Below are 18,023 nucleotides of genomic sequence, written 5' to 3' on the forward strand. Positions count from 1 at the left end.
GCCCGCTACGCGGCCGGAGCGACGAGCCGGTAGCCCACGCCTCGTACGGTCTCGATCAGCGCGGGCATCCGCAGCTTGGCGCGCAGGGACGCGACATGTACCTCCAGGGTGCGTCCCGTGCCCTCCCAGCTGGTGCGCCACACCTCGCTGATGATCTGCTCCCGCCGGAAGACCACTCCCGGGCGCTGGGCCAGAAGTGCCAGCAGGTCGAACTCCTTGCGCGTCAGCTGGACGACCGAACCGTCCACGCTGACCTGGCGGGTGGGCAGTTCGATGCGCACCGGGCCGAGCCGCAGCGCGGTTTCGCCGTCGCCGCTCGCGTCCTCGTGGACGCTGCGCCGGCTGACCGCGTGGATGCGGGCGAGCAGTTCCCCGGTGTCGTACGGCTTCACCACGTAGTCGTCGGCTCCGAGGTTGAGGCCGTGGATGCGGGAGCGCACGTCGGAGCGGGCGGTCACCATGATCACCGGGGTGCTGGTGCGCTTGCGGATCTTGCCGCAGACCTCGTAGCCGTCCTGGTCGGGCAGGCCCAGGTCGAGAAGCACGACACCGAAGACGTCGCTCTCGGGGACGAGTGCCTGGAGGGCCTCCTCGCCGCTCCGCGCGTGGGTGACGTCGAATCCATGCCGTGCCAGGACCGCGGACAGAGCGGCGGCGACATGGTTGTCGTCCTCGACGAGGAGCAGTCTCATCCCGGCCCCCTCCGGTTCATCGTTCGTATGGTGTCGGCCTGTACAAAAGCATGACGCACGCACGCGTGCACCCAGGCAGTCACGCTGATGGACGAAGACGCCGTCAAGTGGGTTCCGGTTGCGCGCCGCTTCCGTTATGCAGCCGGTACGCGTTCCGGCGCCCGGTGCCGCCCGGTGCTACGACGCGTGTCCGACGGCTATCCGATCGTGATGCTCAGATCTCGCTCAGATGTGATGACGCTGGTCGTACGGTCTCACTACTGTCCTCCGCAACCGACGAGGACGGAGCCAGCAAGCGATGACCGAAGTATCGGTGGCCAAGGAAAATGTGGCCGCGACCGGCGAACTCGTCGTCCTGAAGAGCGTCAACAAGCACTTCGGCGCGTTGCACGTACTCCAGGACATCGATCTGACGATCGCCCGCGGCGAGGTCGTCGTGGTGATCGGGCCCTCCGGGTCCGGTAAGTCCACTCTGTGCCGCACCATCAACCGCCTGGAGACGACCGATTCGGGTTCGATCACGATCGACGGCAAGCCGCTGCCCCAGGAGGGCAGGGAGCTGGCCCGGCTGCGTGCGGACGTCGGAATGGTCTTCCAGTCCTTCAACCTCTTCGCGCACAAGACCGTGCTCGAGAACGTGATGCTGGGGCAGATCAAGGTCCGCAAGGCGGACCGCAAGCAGGCCGAGGACAAGGCCCGCGCCCTGCTCGACCGGGTGGGCGTGGCCACGCAGGCGGACAAGTACCCGGCCCAGCTGTCCGGCGGTCAGCAGCAGCGCGTCGCCATCGCGCGGGCGCTGGCCATGGACCCCAAGGTGATGCTCTTCGACGAGCCGACCTCGGCGCTCGACCCGGAGATGATCAACGAGGTGCTGGAGGTCATGCAGCAGCTCGCCCGGGACGGGATGACGATGATCGTCGTCACCCATGAGATGGGCTTCGCCCGCTCGGCCGCCAACCGCGTGGTGTTCATGGCCGACGGACGCATCGTCGAAGAGGCCGTGCCGGACCAGTTCTTCAGCAACCCGCGCAGTGACCGCGCCAAGGACTTCCTGTCGAAGATCCTGCACCACTGACGACCGCCGGCGTCGCCGGCATCCCCTGACGATCAGCCACGACCGCTGACGAATCGCTACAGCCAGCCACTGGCGGCCCGCCGACGGCGGGCGGCCGCCGACTGCCGCTGAGGGCCCCGCACGCCCTGACGGCCGCCGTCACACGCCCTGACGGGCCCTCATGTCCGTACCAGTCAAAGGATGTTCACCATGAAGCTTCGCAAGGTCACCCTCTTCGCCACCACCGCTCTCGTCCTCTCGCTCGCCGCGACGGCCTGCGGAAGCGGCGACAAGGACGACTCCGGTTCGGGCTCCGGCGGCGGCAGCAAGATCAAGGTCGGCATCAAATTCGACCAGCCGGGCCTCGGCCTGAAGCAGCCGGACGGCACCTACGCCGGCTTCGACGTGGACGTGGCGACCTATGTGGCCGGGCAGCTCGGCTACAAGCCCGCGCAGATCGAGTGGGTCGAGACCAAGAGCGCCGACCGTGAGAACGCGCTGGCGCGTGGCGACGTCAAGTTCATCGCGGCCACGTACTCGATCAACGACGAGCGCGCCAAGAAGGTCGACTTCGCCGGCCCCTACCTGCTGGCGCACCAGGACCTGCTCGTCAAGAAGGACTCGACGATCGCGAAGGCCACGGACCTCAACGGCAAGAACCTCTGTTCCGTGACCGGCTCGACCTCGGCGCAGAACATCCACGACACGATCGCCCCGAAGGCCAACCTCCGTGAGAACGCGGGCTACTCGGAGTGCATCGCGGCCCTCCAGAGCGGTGCCGTCGACGCGGTGACCACCGACGACTCGATCCTCGCGGGCTTCGCCTCGCAGGACAAGTTCAAGGGTCAGTTCAAGCTCGCCGGCCTGAAGCTCAGCAACGAGAACTACGGCATCGGCGTCAAGAAGGGCGACTCCGCGACGGTCGACAAGATCAACGCCGCGCTGGAGAAGATGGTCAGCAGTGGCGCCTGGCAGACCGCGGTGACCAAGAACTTCGGCCCGGCCGAGTACAAGAACGAGCCCGCCCCGAAGATCGGCGACATCGTCAAGTAAGCCCGAGAAAACCCCGGTAAGGCAGGCCCCATACCCGGAAGCGCGGGAGATCGTGTTCGACTTTCTTCAAGGTTATGACGTCCTCGGGGCGTTCTGGATGACGGTGAAACTCACCGCCCTCTCCGCCCTCGGCTCCCTGGTCTGGGGCACACTGCTGGCCGGCATGCGGGTCAGTCCGGTCCCCCTGATGCGTGGTTTCGCCACCTTCTACGTGAACACCGTCCGGAACATCCCTCTGACGGTCATCATCGTCTTCACCTCGCTCGGCCTCGCCGACATCTTCGGCGTCACGATGGGCGCGTCCGACGACTTCAAGGTGCAGGGTTTCCGGCTGGCGCTGCTGGGTCTCGTGGCGTACCACGCGGCCTTCGTCTGCGAGGCGGTGCGCTCCGGCATCAACACGGTGCCCGTCGGCCAGGCGGAGGCGGCCCGCGCCATCGGGCTGAGCTTCACCCAGGTGCTGCGGATCGTCATCCTTCCGCAGGCGTTCCGCGCGGTCATCGCACCGCTGGCGAACGTACTGATCGCCCTCACCAAGAACACCACCGTGGCGGCGGCGATCGGTGTCGCCGAGGCCGCCGCCCTCATGAAGACCATGATCGAGAACGAGGCCCAGACGGTCGCCATCGGCGCGGTCTTCGCGTTCGGCTTCGTGGTACTGACCCTGCCCACCGGCCTCCTCCTCGGCTGGCTGGGCAAGCGACTGGCGGTGAAGCGATGACCTCCGTCCTCTACGACGCGCCCGGCCCCCGCGCCAAGCGGCGCAACCTGCTCGTCTCCATAGCGTTCTTCGTGCTGCTGGCCCTCTTCTTGTGGTGGGTCTGGCAGACGATGGACGACAAGGGGCAGCTGAAGTGGTCCCTGTGGCAGCCGTTCACCACGGCGGACGCCTGGACGACGTATCTGCTGCCGGGCCTCGGCGACACCCTGAAGGCCGCCGGCCTCGCCATGGTGATAGCCCTCCCCCTGGGCGCCTTCTTCGGTATCGCCCGGATGTCCGACCACAGGTGGGTGCGGGTCCCCGCCGGAGTGGTGGTCGAGTTCTTCCGGTCGATCCCGGTCCTCCTCCTGATGCTCTTCGCGAACGAGTTCTACGTCCGCTCCTCGGGCATCAGCAGCGAGGAACGGCCCCTGTACGCCGTCGTCACGGGCCTGGTGCTCTACAACGCCTCGGTGCTCGCCGAGATCGTCAGGGCGGGCATCCTGTCCCTCCCGAAGGGGCAGACGGAGGCCGCGTACGCGATCGGTCTGCGCAAGGGCCAGACGATGACGAGCATCCTGCTGCCGCAGTCCGTCACCGCCATGCTGCCGGCCATCGTCAGCCAGCTCGTGGTCATCGTGAAGGACACCGCGCTGGGCGGCGTGATGCTGGGCTTCACGGAGCTGCTCAACTCGCGCAGCACCCTGGCGGCCAACTACGCCAACGTGGTGGCGAGTTTCATCGTCGTGGGAATCATCTACATCCTCCTGAACCTCGCCCTCACCACCTTCGCCAGCTGGCTGGAGCGCAGGCTCCGGCGCAGCAAGAAGAGCACGGGCGCGACCGTCGACCTGGAGGACGCGACGGGGCTCAACCCCGCGCAGGTCGGCGGATCGTACGGGACCGGCACCGAAGTATGATGATCCGTCAAAAGACGTGAACGACACGGAGGCAGTGGCATGATCGCCACTGCCTCCGTCACTTGACGCAAGCACCGGCAATGGGTTGCATACGTTCTGTGATCGTGCACCCTGCTCCAACTTCCTGTTCACCTGCGTCCCTGAGGACACCGTCACGGGCAGGGGGCGCCGCACCGTGGACCCGGTGATCATCGTCGGGGCGGGGCCCGTGGGGCTCACGCTCGCCCTGGCACTGGCGCGGCAGGAAGTGCCCTCCGTCCTCCTGGACGAGGGTCCGGGCAAGGACGAACCGCGCCCCGCGCGCACCGTCGTTCTGCGCGAGGACACCACCGCGCTGCTGGAGCGGCTGACCGGCACACCGCTCGGCGCGGCCGGAACGCGCTGGGCCGGATGGCGGTCGATGCGGCGCAAGCAGGTGACACGCGAGATCGCCTTCGACGAGACCGAGCCCGCCCCCCTGCACATCGCCCAGCACGTCCTGGCCGGCGCCCTCCGGCAGGCCCTGGCGGGCGAGCGACTGGTGAAGATCGCCCCGGACAACCGCCTCGACTCGCTCGAACAGGAGCCCTCGGGCGTCACCGCGCACACCCGCGGCCCCAACGGGACCTGGTGGCGCGGCAGCCACCTGGTCGGCTGCGACGGCCCGCGCTCGACCGTCCGCAAACTCCTCGACATCCGCTTCCCCGGCCGTACGGCGGTGGAGCGACACGCCGTGGCCGCGCTGCGCACGGAACTTCCGTGGCCCGACCAGGCGTTGTTGCATCGGGTACCGCCGTGGCGGACGTCCGGACCCTCGGCCGGGGAGGTCACCGGACGCCCCCTCCCGGACGGCGTGTGGCGCCTGGACTGGCTGCTGCCCCCGGGCAAGGACCTGGTCACCCCCGAGCTGCTGCTGGCCCGCATCCGGGAGACGCTCGCGGGCTGGACCGAGGGCCCGACCCCGCCGTACGAACTGCTCGACACCGGTGTGCACACCGTGCACCACCGGCTCGCGCGGCGGTGGCGGGCGGGGCGGGTGTTCCTCGCCGGGGACGCGGCGCATCTGCTGGGGGCGCTCGGGACGCAGGGGCTGGACGAGGGGCTGCGGGACGCCGACAACCTCGCCTGGAAGCTGGCGCTGGCCTGGCACCACGGGCCGCACGAGGCGCTGCTGGACAGCTACCAGGAGGAGCGGCGGGCGGTCGTCGCCGCCCGGCTGCGCGCCGCCGACCAGGCGCTGCCGCTGGTGCGCGGCGGCGCCGGACTGCGCGCCGTCGTGCCCGGCTCGACGCGCAACCACGACGCGCTGCTCACGGACGGTCACCTGGGGCGCGGCGCGCTCGGTGCGCCGGGGTCGTACGCCGACTCGCCGCTCGCGCCCCTGCACATCGAGGCGGAGGTGCCCGTCGACACCCCGCCCGGCGCGCCCGTCGCCGATGTCCGGGTCACCGCCGAGGACGGCGCGTTCGTACGGCTGCGGGACCGCCTCGGACGGGGATCCCTGCTGGTCGTGCTGGTCGCGCCGGGCACGGGCGTGTGGGAGCGCAAGCACTGGGTGACCGCCGGGATCATGCCCCGGCTCGCCGCCGCCGTGACCGCCCTGCCGCACCCGGCCGAGCTGCTGGTCACCGAGAGCTACCCGGGCGCCGCCGCCCACACCGTCCTCCTCGTACGGCCCGACGGACACCTGGTCACAGCACTGAGCGGGGTACGTCCGGCCGACCTGTACGCGGCGGCGGAGGCGACACTGGGCGGTCCGTCGCGGACGGAGGCGACGGCCGGTTCGCACTGAGCGCGGACGGAGGCGACGGCCGGTTCGCACCGAGGTGGGCGGGCCGGCCGTTGTCCACATAGTGACGGTGAGTTGACCGGTCCGCACCGCCATGCTGTACTCCAGATCGTGACCGATACCTCTGTCCACCTGTGGCGGAAGGTCCATCTGGACCTAGTCCGCTACGTGGGCTGCGTGTGTCACATCTCCTGCTGAATTCGCATCTCCCTCACCCGCGCGCGCCACTGTCGTGACGTCTGCGCGCGCACTTTCGCGAACCTTCATCAGGACGGTGCACGTGTCTGTCTCCCCCTCTGCCCCCGTGTCCCCCGCCGCGCCCTCCCAGGCCCCGACGCAAGCGGACCTCCTCGACTTCGTCCGGCGCACGGCCGCCGACGCCGAGCTGATCGCCTCCCTCCCCCTCGATCCCGAAGGCCGCACCTGGGTGCGGCTGGAGGGGCCCGGCGGCAGCGAGGCATGGCTGATCGGCTGGCCGCCCGGCAGCGGCACCGGCTGGCACGACCACGCCGAGTCGGTCGGCGCCTTCCTCACCGCCGCCGGCGAACTCAAGGAGAACTCGCTCGCCGCTCGACTCCCCAGCCACGGCTGGAAGACCCTCGAACTGGAGGAGGGCGTGGACCGCGAGCGCCGGCTGCCGACCGGCAAGGGCCGCGCCTTCGGCCACCACCACGTCCACGAGGTCCTCAACGAGTCCCTCGATGAGCACGCGATCTCCGTCCACGCCTACTACCCGCCGCTGCCGCAGATCCGCCGCTACAGCCGCACGGGTCCGGTGCTGCGCCTGGAGCAGGTCGAACGCCCGGAGGACTGGCAGTGAGCGCGACAGCAGCAGACGCCGTGAGCGAACAGCCGCCCGGGATAGACGAGTTGCTGGAGCGGGTCCGCGCGGGCTACGAACGGACCGAGGCGCGGGCGGCCTACGAAGCGGCCCGCGCCGGCGACGCGCTCCTGGTCGACATCCGCTACGCCGCCCTGCGCGACCGGGACGGCCTGATCCCCGGCGCCCTGGTCGTCGAGCGCAACGAACTGGAGTGGCGCCTCGACCCACGCGGCAGCCATCGCGCGCCCGAGGCCACCGGCCACGACCTGCGCGTCGTGGTGATCTGCAACGAGGGCTACGCGTCCAGCCTGGCAGCCGCGTCCCTGCACCAACTGGGCCTGCACCGCGCGACGGACCTCGTCGGCGGCTTCCAGGCCTGGAAGGCGGCGGGACTGCCGGTCACGTTCTCCTAGCCACCCTGGTCACCGGACACCCTGACCTCCAGAGATCCTGGTTCTTCTGGACACGCTTCCTACGGACACCCTTCCTACGGCAGGACAGGGCAGGGCGGAGCGAAGCGGACGGTCATGTTTCGGGCTCACTGTCCGCTGCCGCTCCGTCCATTGCCTCACTGTCCACTGCGTGGCCGTCCGGCCCGTTCACAGCCCGTCGGACGGGCAGTAGAGCGGGGCGGTGTCCGCGTTGCCCCTGGTGATCAGGCGGGCCGGTGTGGTGGCGATCTTCCGCACCTTCTCCTTACGGAGCAGGCTGATGGCATTGGTGACGGCCAGTTCGCCGGTGTCCTTGGCCGAGTTGGAGACGGTGGCGGCGAAACGGCCGTCCTTGAGGGCGGCCAGCGCAGCGTCGGTCCCGTTGACCGTCACGATCTTGACTTTCTTGCCGCCGTTCTCGTCGAGAGCCTTGCGGGCGGCGAACGCCATCTCCTCGTTGGCGACGAAGGCGTAGTCCAGATCGGGATGCGCCTTGATCATGCCCTCGGCGACGGTCCCGGCCTTCGCGGCGACGAACATGGCGGGCTGGTTCGCGACCACCTTCGCGCTCGCCGGGAGCCCCTTGGTGAACCCGCCGACGAGCAGATCGGAGGCCGCGCCGGGGGCGCCCGCGATGACACCCACCTGTACGTCACGTCCCGAGGCGTCGTCCTTGATCCAGTCGGCATCCAGCTTGCCCACCGTCTTCAGGTCGACGACGACGGCCCCGAGGATGTCGTCCGGATCGGCGCTGACCGAGGTCAGGAAGATCGGGATGTGCGCGGCCTTGGCCTTGGCGATGTCGCTCTTGAGGGCCGTGGTGTCGACGGTCTGCACGATGATCGCGTCGACGTGGCGGGCGATCATGTCCTGGATGTTGGACAGTTCCCGCGCGGCGTCCTGATGCGAGTCGGCCGTGACGAGCTTCGCGAAGTTGCTCTTGGCTGTGCTCTCGATCGACCGCTGCAGACAGGTGTGGAACTCCGTACTGCCGCCGTTGACGAACCCGAGGGTGGTCGGCCCGTCGTGGGCGGGCGTGGCGCTGGACTCGAGTCCGCAGCCACTCAGCAGGAGACCGGTACCGGCCGCGAAGACGGCCAGGGTTCTTCGTCGGTGGGCAGGCAGGGACAACGGTGGCCGCCTTTCAGGGCGTACGAGGACCGGTCGACGGGGCGGCCGGAGGCGCTCGGGCAGGCCTGACTGCGGCTCAGCGGGCGCGGAGGGCCGGGAAGTTGGAGCTGGGTGATCGCGGGTCGGCAGCAGAAGCTACCCCCGGGCCAAACGTCCGCGCCCTCCGCGGAACGCACGCTAAGCCTGCGCGGTGTGCACCCCTGGGTGGGTAACTTCCGGGGCTGGACTCCCCTGGCGGTTTCCCTTGGCTCACTGTCGGGCGGTCGCCACCGTGACCGCCCGGACCCTGGGGGCCAGCGGCAATCCGGCCTCTTCCATAGGGGGTGGGCCCTGCCTCGGCCCTCACCCCGGTGCTTGCCTGAACGCGGTCGGCGCCCCCGCGCGTCCACCGTGTTCAGGACGTTCGCACCACCGAAGGGTCGGAACCGGAACTGGTCCGGATCAGTACCCCTCGTCCCCGAGGAACTCCGTGTCCTCGCCCTCTTCTTCCAGCGCCTGTCGGACCACTCTGAGGGCCATGCCCTGGGAGTAGCCTTTGCGGGCCAGCATGCCCGCGAGGCGGCGCACCCTCTTGTCGCGGTCGAGGCCTTGGGTGGACCGCAGTTTGCGGTCCACCAGTTCACGGGCCGTTGTCTCCTCCTGCTCGGAGTCGAGCTGGGAGACGGCCTCGTCGATCAGCGTCGAGTCGATGCCCTTGGTGCGCAGCTCCTGCGAGAGCGCGCGCCGGGCCAGGCCCCGGCCGCGGTGCCGGGACTCCACCCAGGCGTCCGCGAACGCACCGTCGTTGATCAGCCCGACCTCCTCGAACCGCGACAGCACCTCGTCCGCCACCTCGTCCGGGATCTCCCGCTTGCGCAGGGCGTCCGCGAGCTGCTTGCGGGTGCGCGGGTTCCCGGTGAGCAGGCGCAGGCAGATTCCCCGCGCCCGCTCAGCCGGGTCCGCCGGTGGCTCCTCCTTCTCGGCCCTCGACGAGGAGAAGTCACCCCCGTCCTCTCCGGACGACTCGCCGAAGCCACGGCCACGGCGCCCGCGTCTACCCCGCGCGCCGTCACCGCGCGCCGTAGACCCTCGCGAGCCGCTTTGGTCACGCGCTCCGCGGCTACGGCGGGAGCCGCGGCCGTACGCGTCGTCGTCGGCGGACTCGTCGCCGGGCGAACTGCCGCCGGGCGCCGAGCTTCTGAAAGGCCGACCGGTGCCCGCCGAACCGTAGCCGGACTCCGAGCCGCCGAACGGCGGGCCTGGCTCCCCCGCGAAGCCGCCAGCCGACCACGCGCCGCCCGGCTCACCGCCGTACGGCTCCTCGGGCAGGCCGTCCGCACCGTGGGCCAGGCCGTCGCCGCCTTCCCCGCGCCCCTGGGGGGCGCTGGGATACGCGTACTCGGACCAGTCCGTTCGTCGTGTCACGGGTCAGCTCTTGGCTGCCGTGGCCTTGGCCTTGGTGGTCTTGGCCGCCGGAGCGGGCACCGCCTTCGCGGCGTCGTCCGTGGCGGCGGGGGCCGCCCCGTCCGCGACCGCCTCGGCTGCGGGCTTGTCCTTCTCCGGACGGACGCCCACGCCCAGCTTCTCCAGGATCTTCTTCTCGATCTCGTTGGCCAGGTCGGGGTTGTCCTTCAGGAAGTTGCGCGCGTTCTCCTTGCCCTGGCCGAGCTGGTCGCCCTCGTACGTGTACCAGGCGCCGGCCTTGCGGACGAAGCCGTTCTCCACGCCCATGTCGATCAGGCCGCCCTCGCGGCTGATGCCCTGGCCGTAGAGGATGTCGAACTCGGCCTGCTTGAAGGGCGGCGCGACCTTGTTCTTGACGACCTTGACGCGGGTGCGGTTGCCGACCGCGTCCGTGCCGTCCTTCAGGGTCTCGATACGGCGGATGTCGAGTCGCACCGAGGCGTAGAACTTCAGCGCGCGGCCACCGGTCGTGGTCTCCGGGGAGCCGAACATCACGCCGATCTTCTCGCGGAGCTGGTTGATGAAGATCGCGGTGGTCTTTGACTGGTTGAGCGCGCTCGTGATCTTCCGCAGCGCCTGGCTCATCAGACGGGCCTGCAGACCGACGTGGCTGTCACCCATCTCGCCCTCGATCTCCGCGCGCGGGACGAGCGCCGCGACGGAGTCGATGACGATGAGGTCGAGGGCGCCGGAGCGGACCAGCATGTCCACGATCTCCAGGGCCTGCTCGCCGTTGTCCGGCTGGGACAGGATCAGGTTGTCGATGTCGACGCCGAGCTTCTTCGCGTACTCGGGGTCGAGGGCGTGCTCCGCGTCCACGAACGCGACCTGGCCGCCGGCCCGCTGGGCGTTCGCCACCGCGTGCAGGGTCAGGGTCGTCTTGCCGGAGGACTCCGGGCCGTAGACCTCCACCACTCGGCCGCGCGGCAGTCCGCCGACGCCGAGGGCGACGTCCAGTGCGGTCGACCCGGTGGGGATGACCTCGATGGGCTCGTTCGGCCGCTCGCCGAGGCGCATCACCGCGCCCTTGCCGAATTGCCGTTCAATCTGTGCGAGTGCGGCGTCCAGCGCCTTCTCGCGGTCGGTTCCTGCCATGGGTTCCACCCGGTTTGCTTGAGTCGATCGCTTCACGTCAAAGACGCTAACGCCTGCCACTGACAATGCGCCCCGACGCCCGTCCGGCCTGTGGATAACTCGGGCACTTCACCATCAAAAGCCTGCCGAAATGCCCGTCATGGCCTCGCCGGAGCTTCCATAAGAATGGATGTTCGATTTTCGTGTCAAGCGCACCACGCGGCACTCGCGTCACCGATCTCCTCCGATGGCGAACGTCGTGACGACGCTTCGATCGACATGGAAATCCTTCCGCGCCGGGCCCGGTCGCCCTTGACTGAAAGCCGCAGCCAAGGGCGACCGACCACAAGGAGAACGCGATGAGGACATGGAAGCGCGCGGGGATCGCGGCCGTACTGACCGCGGCGGCGATCGGCATCATGAGCCCGGCGGCGTCGGCCGTTCCCATGCCGTGGGAGACCAGCCTCGTGCACCGGCCCGCGCCGACGCACAGCACGACGATCACCCCGGCCGGCGAGACCGGCGCCGTCACCATCCTGTGCAGCGGCAACTGCTACCAGTAGCAACCTCGGCGGGCGCCGCACGCTACCGGACCGGCCGACAGCGCACGTTGACCGCGGCCGTGCGGTCGTCGCCGTTCAGGAGCCCGAGCGGGACGGGGCTGCCTCCAGGGTTGTCGTAGAGCCGGATGCCGTCGCCGAGCAGTACGGGGACGATGTGCAGGTCGATCTCGTCGAGCAGCCCGCGCTCCAGGAGTTGTCGGCCGATCGTGGGCGAGAGCACTTCGAGGTTCTTGCCCCCGGCGGCCTCCAGCCCGATGCGGACGGCCTCGGCCACGTCGCAGTCGAGGAAGGTCACCCCGGGGGCGGGCGGTGCGTCGTCGGGATGGTGCGTGAGGACGAACACCGGGCCCTGCCACGCGCCTCCGTAGACGCTGCCTGCATCGGGGAAGGCGTCGAAGCCGTCCCTGCCGCCCAGTACGGCGCCGGTCGTCGCGACGTACTCCTCGACCAGACCGGGCCGGAACGAGAAGCCCGTCATCCAGTCCATCGCATGACCCGGCCCCGCCACGAACCCGTCCAGCGACATCGTGAAGTGCCACAGCACCTTGCCCGCCGCGGTCTGCGGCTCGGTGTCCGCCGACCGTGGGGCGGGTGCGGTGGCGCGGTGCTGCGGGGTCTTTGCGGTGGACATGATCGTTCCTCGCTTCAAGGGGCACGGTTCCGCGGATTCCGAGCGGCTTCCACCTCCATGGACCCCGCATGCCCCCGAAACTCATCGTCGCCCCTCCGGGGGCCTACTTCCGCCGTCGTACGGCGGGTGCCTTCGGTCGTACGACGACTGCGCGACGGGTTCCCGCGAGGCTCGGGCCATGAAGCCGCACGTACGTCCCGCCGAGCGTCTCTGCCATGTGACCGGGGCCCTGTTGATCCTCTCCGGGCTGGTGCACCTGGGGGTGTTCGCGGTCGACGGCGGCCCCTGGTACGGGCCCGTCTCCTGGCGCAAGCCCGTCACGTTCGGGCTCTCCTTCGGGGCGACGCTGATCGCGGTCACCTGGGTCACGTCGTATCTGCGCGTCGGGGCCCGGCTGCGCACCGTGCTGCTCGTCGTGTTCGCCGCCGACTGTGTCCTGGAGGTCGGCGGCATCACCCTTCAGGCATGGCGCCGGGTGCCGTCGCACCTCGACATGGAGACGCCCTTCGACACGGGGGTGTCCATGATGCTCGCGGTGGGCGGCGGCGTCCTCGTGGTACTGCTCACCGTGTTCGCGGTGACGTCCTTCCGGCACCGGCCGACGGGTCCCACGGGGATGGCGCTCGCGGTGCGTTCCGGTTTCGCGATCCTGCTCGTGGCGCTGGCCTCGGGCGCCGCGATGATCGCGCGCGGGGTCGTCCTCGCCCGGACCGGCCACCAGGAGGCGGCGTACCACTCGACGGCCCCGCTCAAGCCACTGCACGGGGTGAGCCTGCACGCCGTCCTGGTCCTGCCGGCACTGGCCTGGCTGCTGTCCCGCACGTCCTGGAGCGAGACGGTACGGCTGCGGGCCGTGACGGTGGCGGTCGGCTGCTACGTCGTCGCCGTGGTCGGGGCCGGGGTGTGGGCGGTGCTCACGTACTGACCGCGACGGGCCGGTGCCCCTGCCGGATCGCCCCCGGAGGTGTCGCCGAGTCCTCCCTCAGGAGGAGCTCTCGCCGGAGTTCCTCGGCTCGGAGTCCCTCGGCTCGGAGTCGGCCGGTGCGGACCCGGCCGCTTCCGGATCGGTCGACCGCGAGTCGGCTCTCCTGCAGTCGGTCACGTCGATGGCGTCGGTCCTGTCGGCGGAGCCTGTCGTGCCGGCGGAACCCGTCGTGTCGACAGCGTCGGCCTCTGTCAGCTGCTGCGCCGCCCTCTCCCCGGTACGCCGTTCCCACAGCCCACGCGCGCGTGTCAGCAGGCCGGGGGCGTCCGAGCCGCGGGTCGTCCGGTGGCCCTGGACCCGGGGGTCGTCCGTGACCGCGTACCGCTTCACGTACGCCCCGAGGAACGCCTGCAGCGTGGCGACGGCCGGGATGGAGATCAGCGCGCCCACGGCGCCCAGGAGCGCGGTGCCCGCGATGACCGAGCCGAAGGCGACGGCGGGGTGGATGTCGACGGTCTTCGCGGTCAGCTTGGGCTGCAGCATGTAGTTCTCGAACTGCTGGTAGATCACCACGAAGATCAGCACCCACAACGCGTACCAGGGGTCCACGGTGAAGGCGATCAGCATGGGCAGGGCACCCGCCAGATAGGTGCCGATGGTCGGGATGAACTGGGAGACCAGGCCCACCCAGACGGCGAGCACGGGCGCGTACGGGATGCCCAGCGCCTGCAGCAGGATGTAGTGCGCCACTCCGGAGACCAGCGCCATCAGGCCGCGTGAGTATATGTAGCCGCCTGTCTTGTCGACGGCGATCTCCCACGCGCGCAGCACCTCGACCTGCCGGGCGGGCGGCAGCACGGAGCACAGCGCGCGCCGCAGCCGCGGCCCGTCGGCGGCGAAGTAGAACGAGAACAGACCGATCGTCAGCAGCTGGAAGAGGCCGCCGAGCACCTGGGTGGACACGTCCAGGACGCCGGTCGCGCTGTTCTGCACGTACTTGCGCAGCCAGTCGGAGTGGAGCAGCCCTTCCTGGATGTCGACCCGTCTGAGGTCGGTGTGGAAGTGCCCGTTGATCCAGTTGATGACGGAGTCGAGGTAGTCCGGGAAGTCCTCGATCATCTTGATGATCTGGCCGGCGAGCATCGACCCGAGGAGCGTGACGAAGCCGGCGCACACGATCAGCAGACCGAGGAAGACCAGGAACGTGGCCAGTCCACGGCGCATCCCGAAGGCGGACATCCGGCTCACCGCGGGCTCGATGGCGAGGGCCAGGAAGAACGCGATGAGGATGTTGATCAGCAGCCCGATGAGCTGGTGGAAGGCCCAACTGCCCAGCTGGAACACGGCGACGAGGGTGAGCGCGAGCACCATGGCGCGCGGCAGCCAGCGGGGCATGCCCGTGTGCGGTGCGGCGCCGTCGGCCGGGGGCGGGATCGGCGGCGTCGCACCGGTAGGGGATGCCTGCGGGGCGTCGCGCCCGGTCTCGTCAGTGACTGCCACGGTGCAAGTCTCGCCTACGCCACCGACAACCGGTCACCACCGTCGATCTTCGTGACCGATCAGCGACTTTCGGCCGGAGGATCAGCGGCTCTGTCGCGGAACGTTCATGACGTCGCAGACCACGCGCCACACGTCCTTGGCCTCCCAGCCCGCGTCCAGCGCCTCGTGCACCGTCCGCCCGCCGAGTTCCGTCATCACATGATCGCGCGCGAAGCTCTCGGCGTATCCCGCGCCGAAGTGCTCCGTCATCCGCTGCCAGAAGACCGTCAACCGCATGACACCAGTATCCCGCCCTGAGAGTGGGACCGGGTCGGGACCCCTTGCGGAGACCTCTTTACGTCCTACGGTCTGACCCATGGCCGAAACAGGAGCTTCCCCACTCCCCCCGCCGCCCCCGGCGCACTCCCCGCTCTTCCGCGCCGAGCACTTCGTCTGGCTCACCGCGCGCGTGCTGGAGCAGCGCCTCTTCGCGTACCACTTCCTCAACGGCGAACCCGATCCGGTGGAGACCGCGCTGGACGCCTACCGCAACGAGGACGGCGGCTACGGGCACGCCCTGGAGCCCGATCTGCGCGGCCCGGTCAGCCAGCCGCTGCACACCGGGCACGCGCTGCGCGTCCTGGACGCCGTCGGGCGCTGCGGCGGGCAGCGGGTGGAGCGCGTGTGCCGGTATCTGACCTCGGTCTCCACGGCCGACGGCGCGCTGCCCGCGATCCTTCCCGGTCAGCGCGGCTATCCGACGGCGCCCTTCGTGCCGATCGTGGACGACCCGCCCAGTGAACTCCTCGCCACCGGGCCCGTGGTGGGCCTGCTGCACCGCAACGAGGTGTGGCACGCCTGGCTGTTCCGGGCCACCGACTACTGCTGGCAGGCCGTCGACGCCCTGGAGAAGTCGCATCCGTACGAGATCGAGGCCGCCGTGGCCTTCCTGGACTCGGCGCCCGACCGCCCGCGCGCGGAGGCGGCGGCCGACCGCCTCGGCCGCCTGGTGCGCGAGCAGCGGCTCGCCGCCTTGGACCCGGAGCACCTGGAGGCGTACCCGGTCGCTCCCGGGTACGCGCCGGGCGAGCACCACTTTCCCTACGACTATGCGAGGACGCCGAGTTCGCTCGCGCGCGCGTGGTTCACGGACGACGAGATGGCCCGCTCCCTGGACCACCTCGCGGGCGACCAGCGCGAGGACGGCGGCTGGCCGATCCGCTGGCGCCAGTGGGCACCGGGCATCGCCCTGGAGGCACGCCCCATGGTGACGATCCAGGCCCTGCGCACCCTGAAGGCGCACGGCCGTTCCGTGGGCTGATCCGGGGGCGCGTCAGCCGCCGATGGCCCGGACACCCGCCGTCACCAGGACGGCCGCCGCGACGACGAGCAGGAAGGGCGCCCGCAGCACCAGCGCCACGGCGGCCGCGGCGAGCCCCGCGGCCCGGGCGTCGAGCACGAGCGCGTGCCCGTCGGCGAAGGTCTGCTGGGCGGTGAGCGCGGCGAGCAGGGCGACCGGGAGCAGGGCGGCGAGCCGCCTCACCAGCGGCCGTTCCAGGGCGCCCGCGGGCACCAGCAGTCCGGCGAGCTTGACGACGTAGCAGCCGATCGCGGTTGCCGCGATCGCGATCCAGACGGTCAACGGTCCTCCTCCTGTGTCTCCTGTGTGTCGTTACGTGTCCCTCCATGCCGACGGCCCGCTACGTAGAGGGTGATCGGCGCCGCGAGAGCGGCGGCCAGGACCGGCACGCCGGCCGGCAGCACGGGCAGCAGGCCGAGTCCCAGAAGGACCGCGAGCGCGGCGACGGCACGCTCCGTGGTGGTCGTGAGCATGGGTGCGAGCAGTGCCAGGAAGACGGCGGGGCCTGCCGCGTCGAGGCCCCACGCGTCCGTGTCCCCGATGGCCTTGGCGCCCAGCGCGCCAAGCAGTGTGGTGAGGTTCCACAGCAGGTACAGGCTGAGCCCGGTGACGGTGAAGCCGATCCGCGCGGCCCGCCGCGTGGGCTGCGCGAGCGTGACCGCCGTCGTCTCGTCGATGACCCACTGGGCGGCGAACGGGCGCACCGCGCGCGGGAGGGCGAGCAACTGCGAGAGACGCAGCCCGTAGAAGGTGTTCCGCACCCCCAGGAAGAAGGCTCCCGCCGCCGCGGTGAGCGGATTGCCGCCGGCCGCGAGCGCTCCCACGAGCGCGAACTGGGATGCCCCGGTGAACACCAGGAGACTGAGAGCACAGGTCTGCAGCAGGCTGAGCCCGCCACCGGCCGAGGTCACTCCGAAGGCGAAACCGGACAGCCCTACGGCGATCCCGACTCCGAGGGCGTCCCGTACGACGGCGGAGTCCGGCTTTTCGCCCGCCTCGGGGTCTCGTTCCCCTTCTGGTCCAGTCCCTTCCGTTCCGGCGCGTATGTCTTCTGAAGCGATCTGTTCTGCCACGCGTCGAACGGTAGGAGCGGTCGCCTCCCCGCGTCTTGTACGTTCTTGCGCTCCCGCTGGTAGGCGCCCGGGGGCACGCCGACGATCCGGGCGAAGTGCCGGTTGAGGTGCGGCTGGTCCGTGAAGCCGACGGCGACGGCGGCCTCCGCCGGTCCGGTACCCGCGTCCAGGAGGCGACGCGCCCGCCGTACGCGGGCGTCGGTCAGCCAGGTGTGGGGCGGCATCCCGTAGGCGTTGCGGAAGGCGCGCAGCAGTGCGAAGGGGCTGGTCCCCAGGTCCGCGGCGAGCTGTTCCAGGGTGGGTGGTTCGGCCATGCGCGCTTCCAGGACGGCACGCGCGCGTGCGGCGACCCGATCGCCTGCCGTGGGCACGACGCGCTGGGGAAGCGGGCCGCCGTTGAGCCGGAGCAGCCTGGTGACGGCGACCCGCAGCAGGGTGTCGGCGGCGAGCGCGTTGCTCTCGTCGGCCGCGCGCAGGATCTGGTGGACGAGGCCGACGGTGTGGGGGTCGTCGAGCACGGGACTGACGAAACCGGGGGTGCCGCGGATCGAGGTGGTCTCGGCGGCTATCGCGGCCACCACTTCGGGCGACGGGTAGACCGCCCCGTACCGCCAGCCCTCGGGCACACCCGCCCGGCCGGTGTGCGGAGTGTCCGGGTTGACCAGCGCGAGCGCTCCCGCCCCGGCGGACACGTCGCCCCCGCCGTGCCGGAACACCTCGACGCCGTCCGAGATGGCGGCGATGACGAAGTTCTCGTGCGTGTGCCGGACGAACGTCTTGTGGATGTACCGGGCCCTCAGCAGGTCGACGCCGGGCAGCTCCGTGTACCGCCAGTGCCTCGCCAACTCGCCCGAACCCGCCATACGGCCATTCTCCGCCACGGCGACGGGAGGGCGCGGTCCC

At 70.4% G+C, this 18,023-nt stretch carries 20 protein-coding genes; 10 read left to right on the plus strand and 10 right to left on the minus strand.

Annotation, left to right across the window (positions count from 1 at the left end; translation table 11 throughout):
- Positions 1-5 precede the first annotated feature (5 nt).
- Positions 6-692 carry a response regulator transcription factor gene (locus tag ACIPTO_RS05545; protein ID WP_366312651.1) on the minus strand — a complete coding sequence of 229 codons (687 nt, stop codon included), beginning with the start codon at positions 690-692 and terminating at the stop codon, positions 6-8.
- A 298-nt stretch (positions 693-990) separates the two neighbouring features.
- On the opposite strand from ACIPTO_RS05545, the gene ACIPTO_RS05550 reads away from it, so the two are divergent.
- The 7 genes from ACIPTO_RS05550 to ACIPTO_RS05580 all read left to right on the plus strand — a co-directional run bounded on the left by ACIPTO_RS05550 (position 991) and on the right by ACIPTO_RS05580 (position 7,423).
- The gene (locus ACIPTO_RS05550) at positions 991-1,767 is read left to right on the plus strand and encodes an amino acid ABC transporter ATP-binding protein (protein WP_366312653.1); all 777 of its coding nucleotides are present in this window, start codon (positions 991-993) and stop codon (positions 1,765-1,767) included.
- 189 nt (positions 1,768-1,956) lie between these two features.
- Positions 1,957-2,799 (plus strand): glutamate ABC transporter substrate-binding protein, encoded by an 843-nt coding sequence (locus tag ACIPTO_RS05555; protein WP_401189609.1) that lies wholly within the window; start codon positions 1,957-1,959, stop codon positions 2,797-2,799.
- Between the two features lie 52 nt (positions 2,800-2,851).
- On the plus strand, positions 2,852-3,520 hold the full coding sequence (locus ACIPTO_RS05560) for an amino acid ABC transporter permease (RefSeq protein ID WP_366312657.1): 669 nt from the start codon (positions 2,852-2,854) through the stop codon (positions 3,518-3,520).
- Positions 3,517-4,419 (plus strand): amino acid ABC transporter permease, encoded by a 903-nt coding sequence (locus ACIPTO_RS05565; protein ID WP_401189611.1) that lies wholly within the window; start codon positions 3,517-3,519, stop codon positions 4,417-4,419. The genes ACIPTO_RS05560 and ACIPTO_RS05565 overlap by 4 nt, the downstream gene beginning before the upstream one ends.
- A 175-nt stretch (positions 4,420-4,594) precedes the next feature.
- Complete coding sequence (locus ACIPTO_RS05570; protein WP_366312661.1) at positions 4,595-6,190, plus strand: FAD-dependent monooxygenase; 1,596 nt, start codon at positions 4,595-4,597, stop codon at positions 6,188-6,190.
- Between the two features lie 277 nt (positions 6,191-6,467).
- A complete protein-coding gene (locus tag ACIPTO_RS05575) occupies positions 6,468-7,007 on the plus strand; it encodes a cysteine dioxygenase (RefSeq protein ID WP_401189613.1) in 540 nt (179 codons plus the stop codon).
- Positions 6,998-7,423, plus strand: a complete 426-nt coding sequence (locus ACIPTO_RS05580) for a rhodanese-like domain-containing protein (protein ID WP_401189718.1) — start codon at positions 6,998-7,000, stop codon at positions 7,421-7,423. Before ACIPTO_RS05575 ends, ACIPTO_RS05580 begins: the two co-directional genes overlap by 10 nt.
- A 186-nt stretch (positions 7,424-7,609) precedes the next feature.
- Here the strand turns inward: ACIPTO_RS05580 and ACIPTO_RS05585 are convergent, their stop codons facing one another.
- The 3 genes from ACIPTO_RS05585 to recA form a co-directional block, all read right to left on the minus strand.
- Entirely contained in the window at positions 7,610-8,572 is a 963-nt protein-coding gene (locus tag ACIPTO_RS05585) for a sugar ABC transporter substrate-binding protein (protein ID WP_401189615.1), read from the minus strand.
- Positions 8,573-9,013: 441 nt separating this feature from the next.
- Complete coding sequence (gene recX, locus ACIPTO_RS05590) at positions 9,014-9,976, minus strand: recombination regulator RecX (RefSeq protein ID WP_401189616.1); 963 nt, start codon at positions 9,974-9,976, stop codon at positions 9,014-9,016.
- Between the two features lie 3 nt (positions 9,977-9,979).
- Positions 9,980-11,110 (minus strand): recombinase RecA, encoded by a 1,131-nt coding sequence (gene recA, locus ACIPTO_RS05595; protein WP_366312671.1) that lies wholly within the window; start codon positions 11,108-11,110, stop codon positions 9,980-9,982.
- A 338-nt stretch (positions 11,111-11,448) separates the two neighbouring features.
- Between recA and ACIPTO_RS05600 the strand changes: the two genes are divergently transcribed.
- Positions 11,449-11,652, plus strand: coding sequence for a hypothetical protein (locus tag ACIPTO_RS05600; RefSeq protein WP_401189618.1), 204 nt, complete (start codon positions 11,449-11,451; stop codon positions 11,650-11,652).
- A gap of 22 nt (positions 11,653-11,674) precedes the next feature.
- On the opposite strand, the gene ACIPTO_RS05605 is transcribed toward ACIPTO_RS05600, so the two are convergent.
- On the minus strand, positions 11,675-12,283 hold the full coding sequence (locus tag ACIPTO_RS05605) for a dihydrofolate reductase family protein (protein WP_401189619.1): 609 nt from the start codon (positions 12,281-12,283) through the stop codon (positions 11,675-11,677).
- Positions 12,284-12,461: 178 nt separating this feature from the next.
- Here ACIPTO_RS05605 and ACIPTO_RS05610 point away from each other — a divergent pair, with 178 nt between their 5' ends.
- Positions 12,462-13,208: a hypothetical protein gene (locus ACIPTO_RS05610; RefSeq protein WP_366312677.1), complete on the plus strand. Its 747-nt coding sequence runs from the start codon at positions 12,462-12,464 to the stop codon at positions 13,206-13,208.
- Positions 13,209-13,265: 57 nt separating this feature from the next.
- Here the strand turns inward: ACIPTO_RS05610 and ACIPTO_RS05615 are convergent, their stop codons facing one another.
- Together ACIPTO_RS05615 and ACIPTO_RS05620 are read right to left on the minus strand one after the other, a co-directional pair.
- Complete coding sequence (locus tag ACIPTO_RS05615; RefSeq protein WP_401189621.1) at positions 13,266-14,708, minus strand: AI-2E family transporter; 1,443 nt, start codon at positions 14,706-14,708, stop codon at positions 13,266-13,268.
- Positions 14,709-14,789: 81 nt separating this feature from the next.
- Positions 14,790-14,984 (minus strand): DUF3046 domain-containing protein, encoded by a 195-nt coding sequence (locus tag ACIPTO_RS05620; protein WP_366312681.1) that lies wholly within the window; start codon positions 14,982-14,984, stop codon positions 14,790-14,792.
- Positions 14,985-15,063: 79 nt separating this feature from the next.
- On the opposite strand from ACIPTO_RS05620, the gene ACIPTO_RS05625 reads away from it, so the two are divergent.
- Positions 15,064-16,008, plus strand: a complete 945-nt coding sequence (locus ACIPTO_RS05625; protein WP_401189622.1) for a hypothetical protein — start codon at positions 15,064-15,066, stop codon at positions 16,006-16,008.
- A 12-nt stretch (positions 16,009-16,020) separates the two neighbouring features.
- Here the strand turns inward: ACIPTO_RS05625 and ACIPTO_RS05630 are convergent, their stop codons facing one another.
- From ACIPTO_RS05630 to ACIPTO_RS05640, 3 genes are read right to left on the minus strand one after another with little or no spacing between them, the layout of a single operon-like run.
- A complete protein-coding gene (locus ACIPTO_RS05630) occupies positions 16,021-16,329 on the minus strand; it encodes an AzlD domain-containing protein (protein WP_266773165.1) in 309 nt (102 codons plus the stop codon).
- Complete coding sequence (locus ACIPTO_RS05635) at positions 16,326-17,093, minus strand: AzlC family ABC transporter permease (protein WP_401189720.1); 768 nt, start codon at positions 17,091-17,093, stop codon at positions 16,326-16,328. Before ACIPTO_RS05635 ends, ACIPTO_RS05630 begins: the two co-directional genes overlap by 4 nt.
- A complete protein-coding gene (locus ACIPTO_RS05640; RefSeq protein WP_401189625.1) occupies positions 16,982-17,983 on the minus strand; it encodes an AraC family transcriptional regulator in 1,002 nt (333 codons plus the stop codon). The genes ACIPTO_RS05635 and ACIPTO_RS05640 overlap by 112 nt, the downstream gene beginning before the upstream one ends.
- Between the last annotated feature and the right edge of the window lie 40 nt (positions 17,984-18,023).

Origin of the sequence: Streptomyces sp. NPDC090083, from assembly GCF_044747445.1 — a bacterium.
In the GTDB taxonomy this organism is placed as follows: Bacteria; Actinomycetota; Actinomycetes; order Streptomycetales; family Streptomycetaceae; genus Streptomyces.

Coding starts and splice junctions, on each gene's coding strand:
- ACIPTO_RS05545 (WP_366312651.1), bottom strand. CDS start 692: ATGAGACTGCTCCTCGTCGAGGACGACAACCATGTCGCCGCCGCTCTG.
- ACIPTO_RS05550 (WP_366312653.1), top strand. CDS start 991: ATGACCGAAGTATCGGTGGCCAAGGAAAATGTGGCCGCGACCGGCGAA.
- ACIPTO_RS05555 (WP_401189609.1), top strand. CDS start 1,957: ATGAAGCTTCGCAAGGTCACCCTCTTCGCCACCACCGCTCTCGTCCTC.
- ACIPTO_RS05565 (WP_401189611.1), top strand. CDS start 3,517: ATGACCTCCGTCCTCTACGACGCGCCCGGCCCCCGCGCCAAGCGGCGC.
- recA (WP_366312671.1), bottom strand. CDS start 11,110: ATGGCAGGAACCGACCGCGAGAAGGCGCTGGACGCCGCACTCGCACAG.
- ACIPTO_RS05600 (WP_401189618.1), top strand. CDS start 11,449: ATGAGGACATGGAAGCGCGCGGGGATCGCGGCCGTACTGACCGCGGCG.
- ACIPTO_RS05605 (WP_401189619.1), bottom strand. CDS start 12,283: ATGTCCACCGCAAAGACCCCGCAGCACCGCGCCACCGCACCCGCCCCA.
- ACIPTO_RS05610 (WP_366312677.1), top strand. CDS start 12,462: ATGAAGCCGCACGTACGTCCCGCCGAGCGTCTCTGCCATGTGACCGGG.
- ACIPTO_RS05620 (WP_366312681.1), bottom strand. CDS start 14,984: ATGCGGTTGACGGTCTTCTGGCAGCGGATGACGGAGCACTTCGGCGCG.
- ACIPTO_RS05625 (WP_401189622.1), top strand. CDS start 15,064: ATGGCCGAAACAGGAGCTTCCCCACTCCCCCCGCCGCCCCCGGCGCAC.
- ACIPTO_RS05640 (WP_401189625.1), bottom strand. CDS start 17,983: ATGGCGGGTTCGGGCGAGTTGGCGAGGCACTGGCGGTACACGGAGCTG.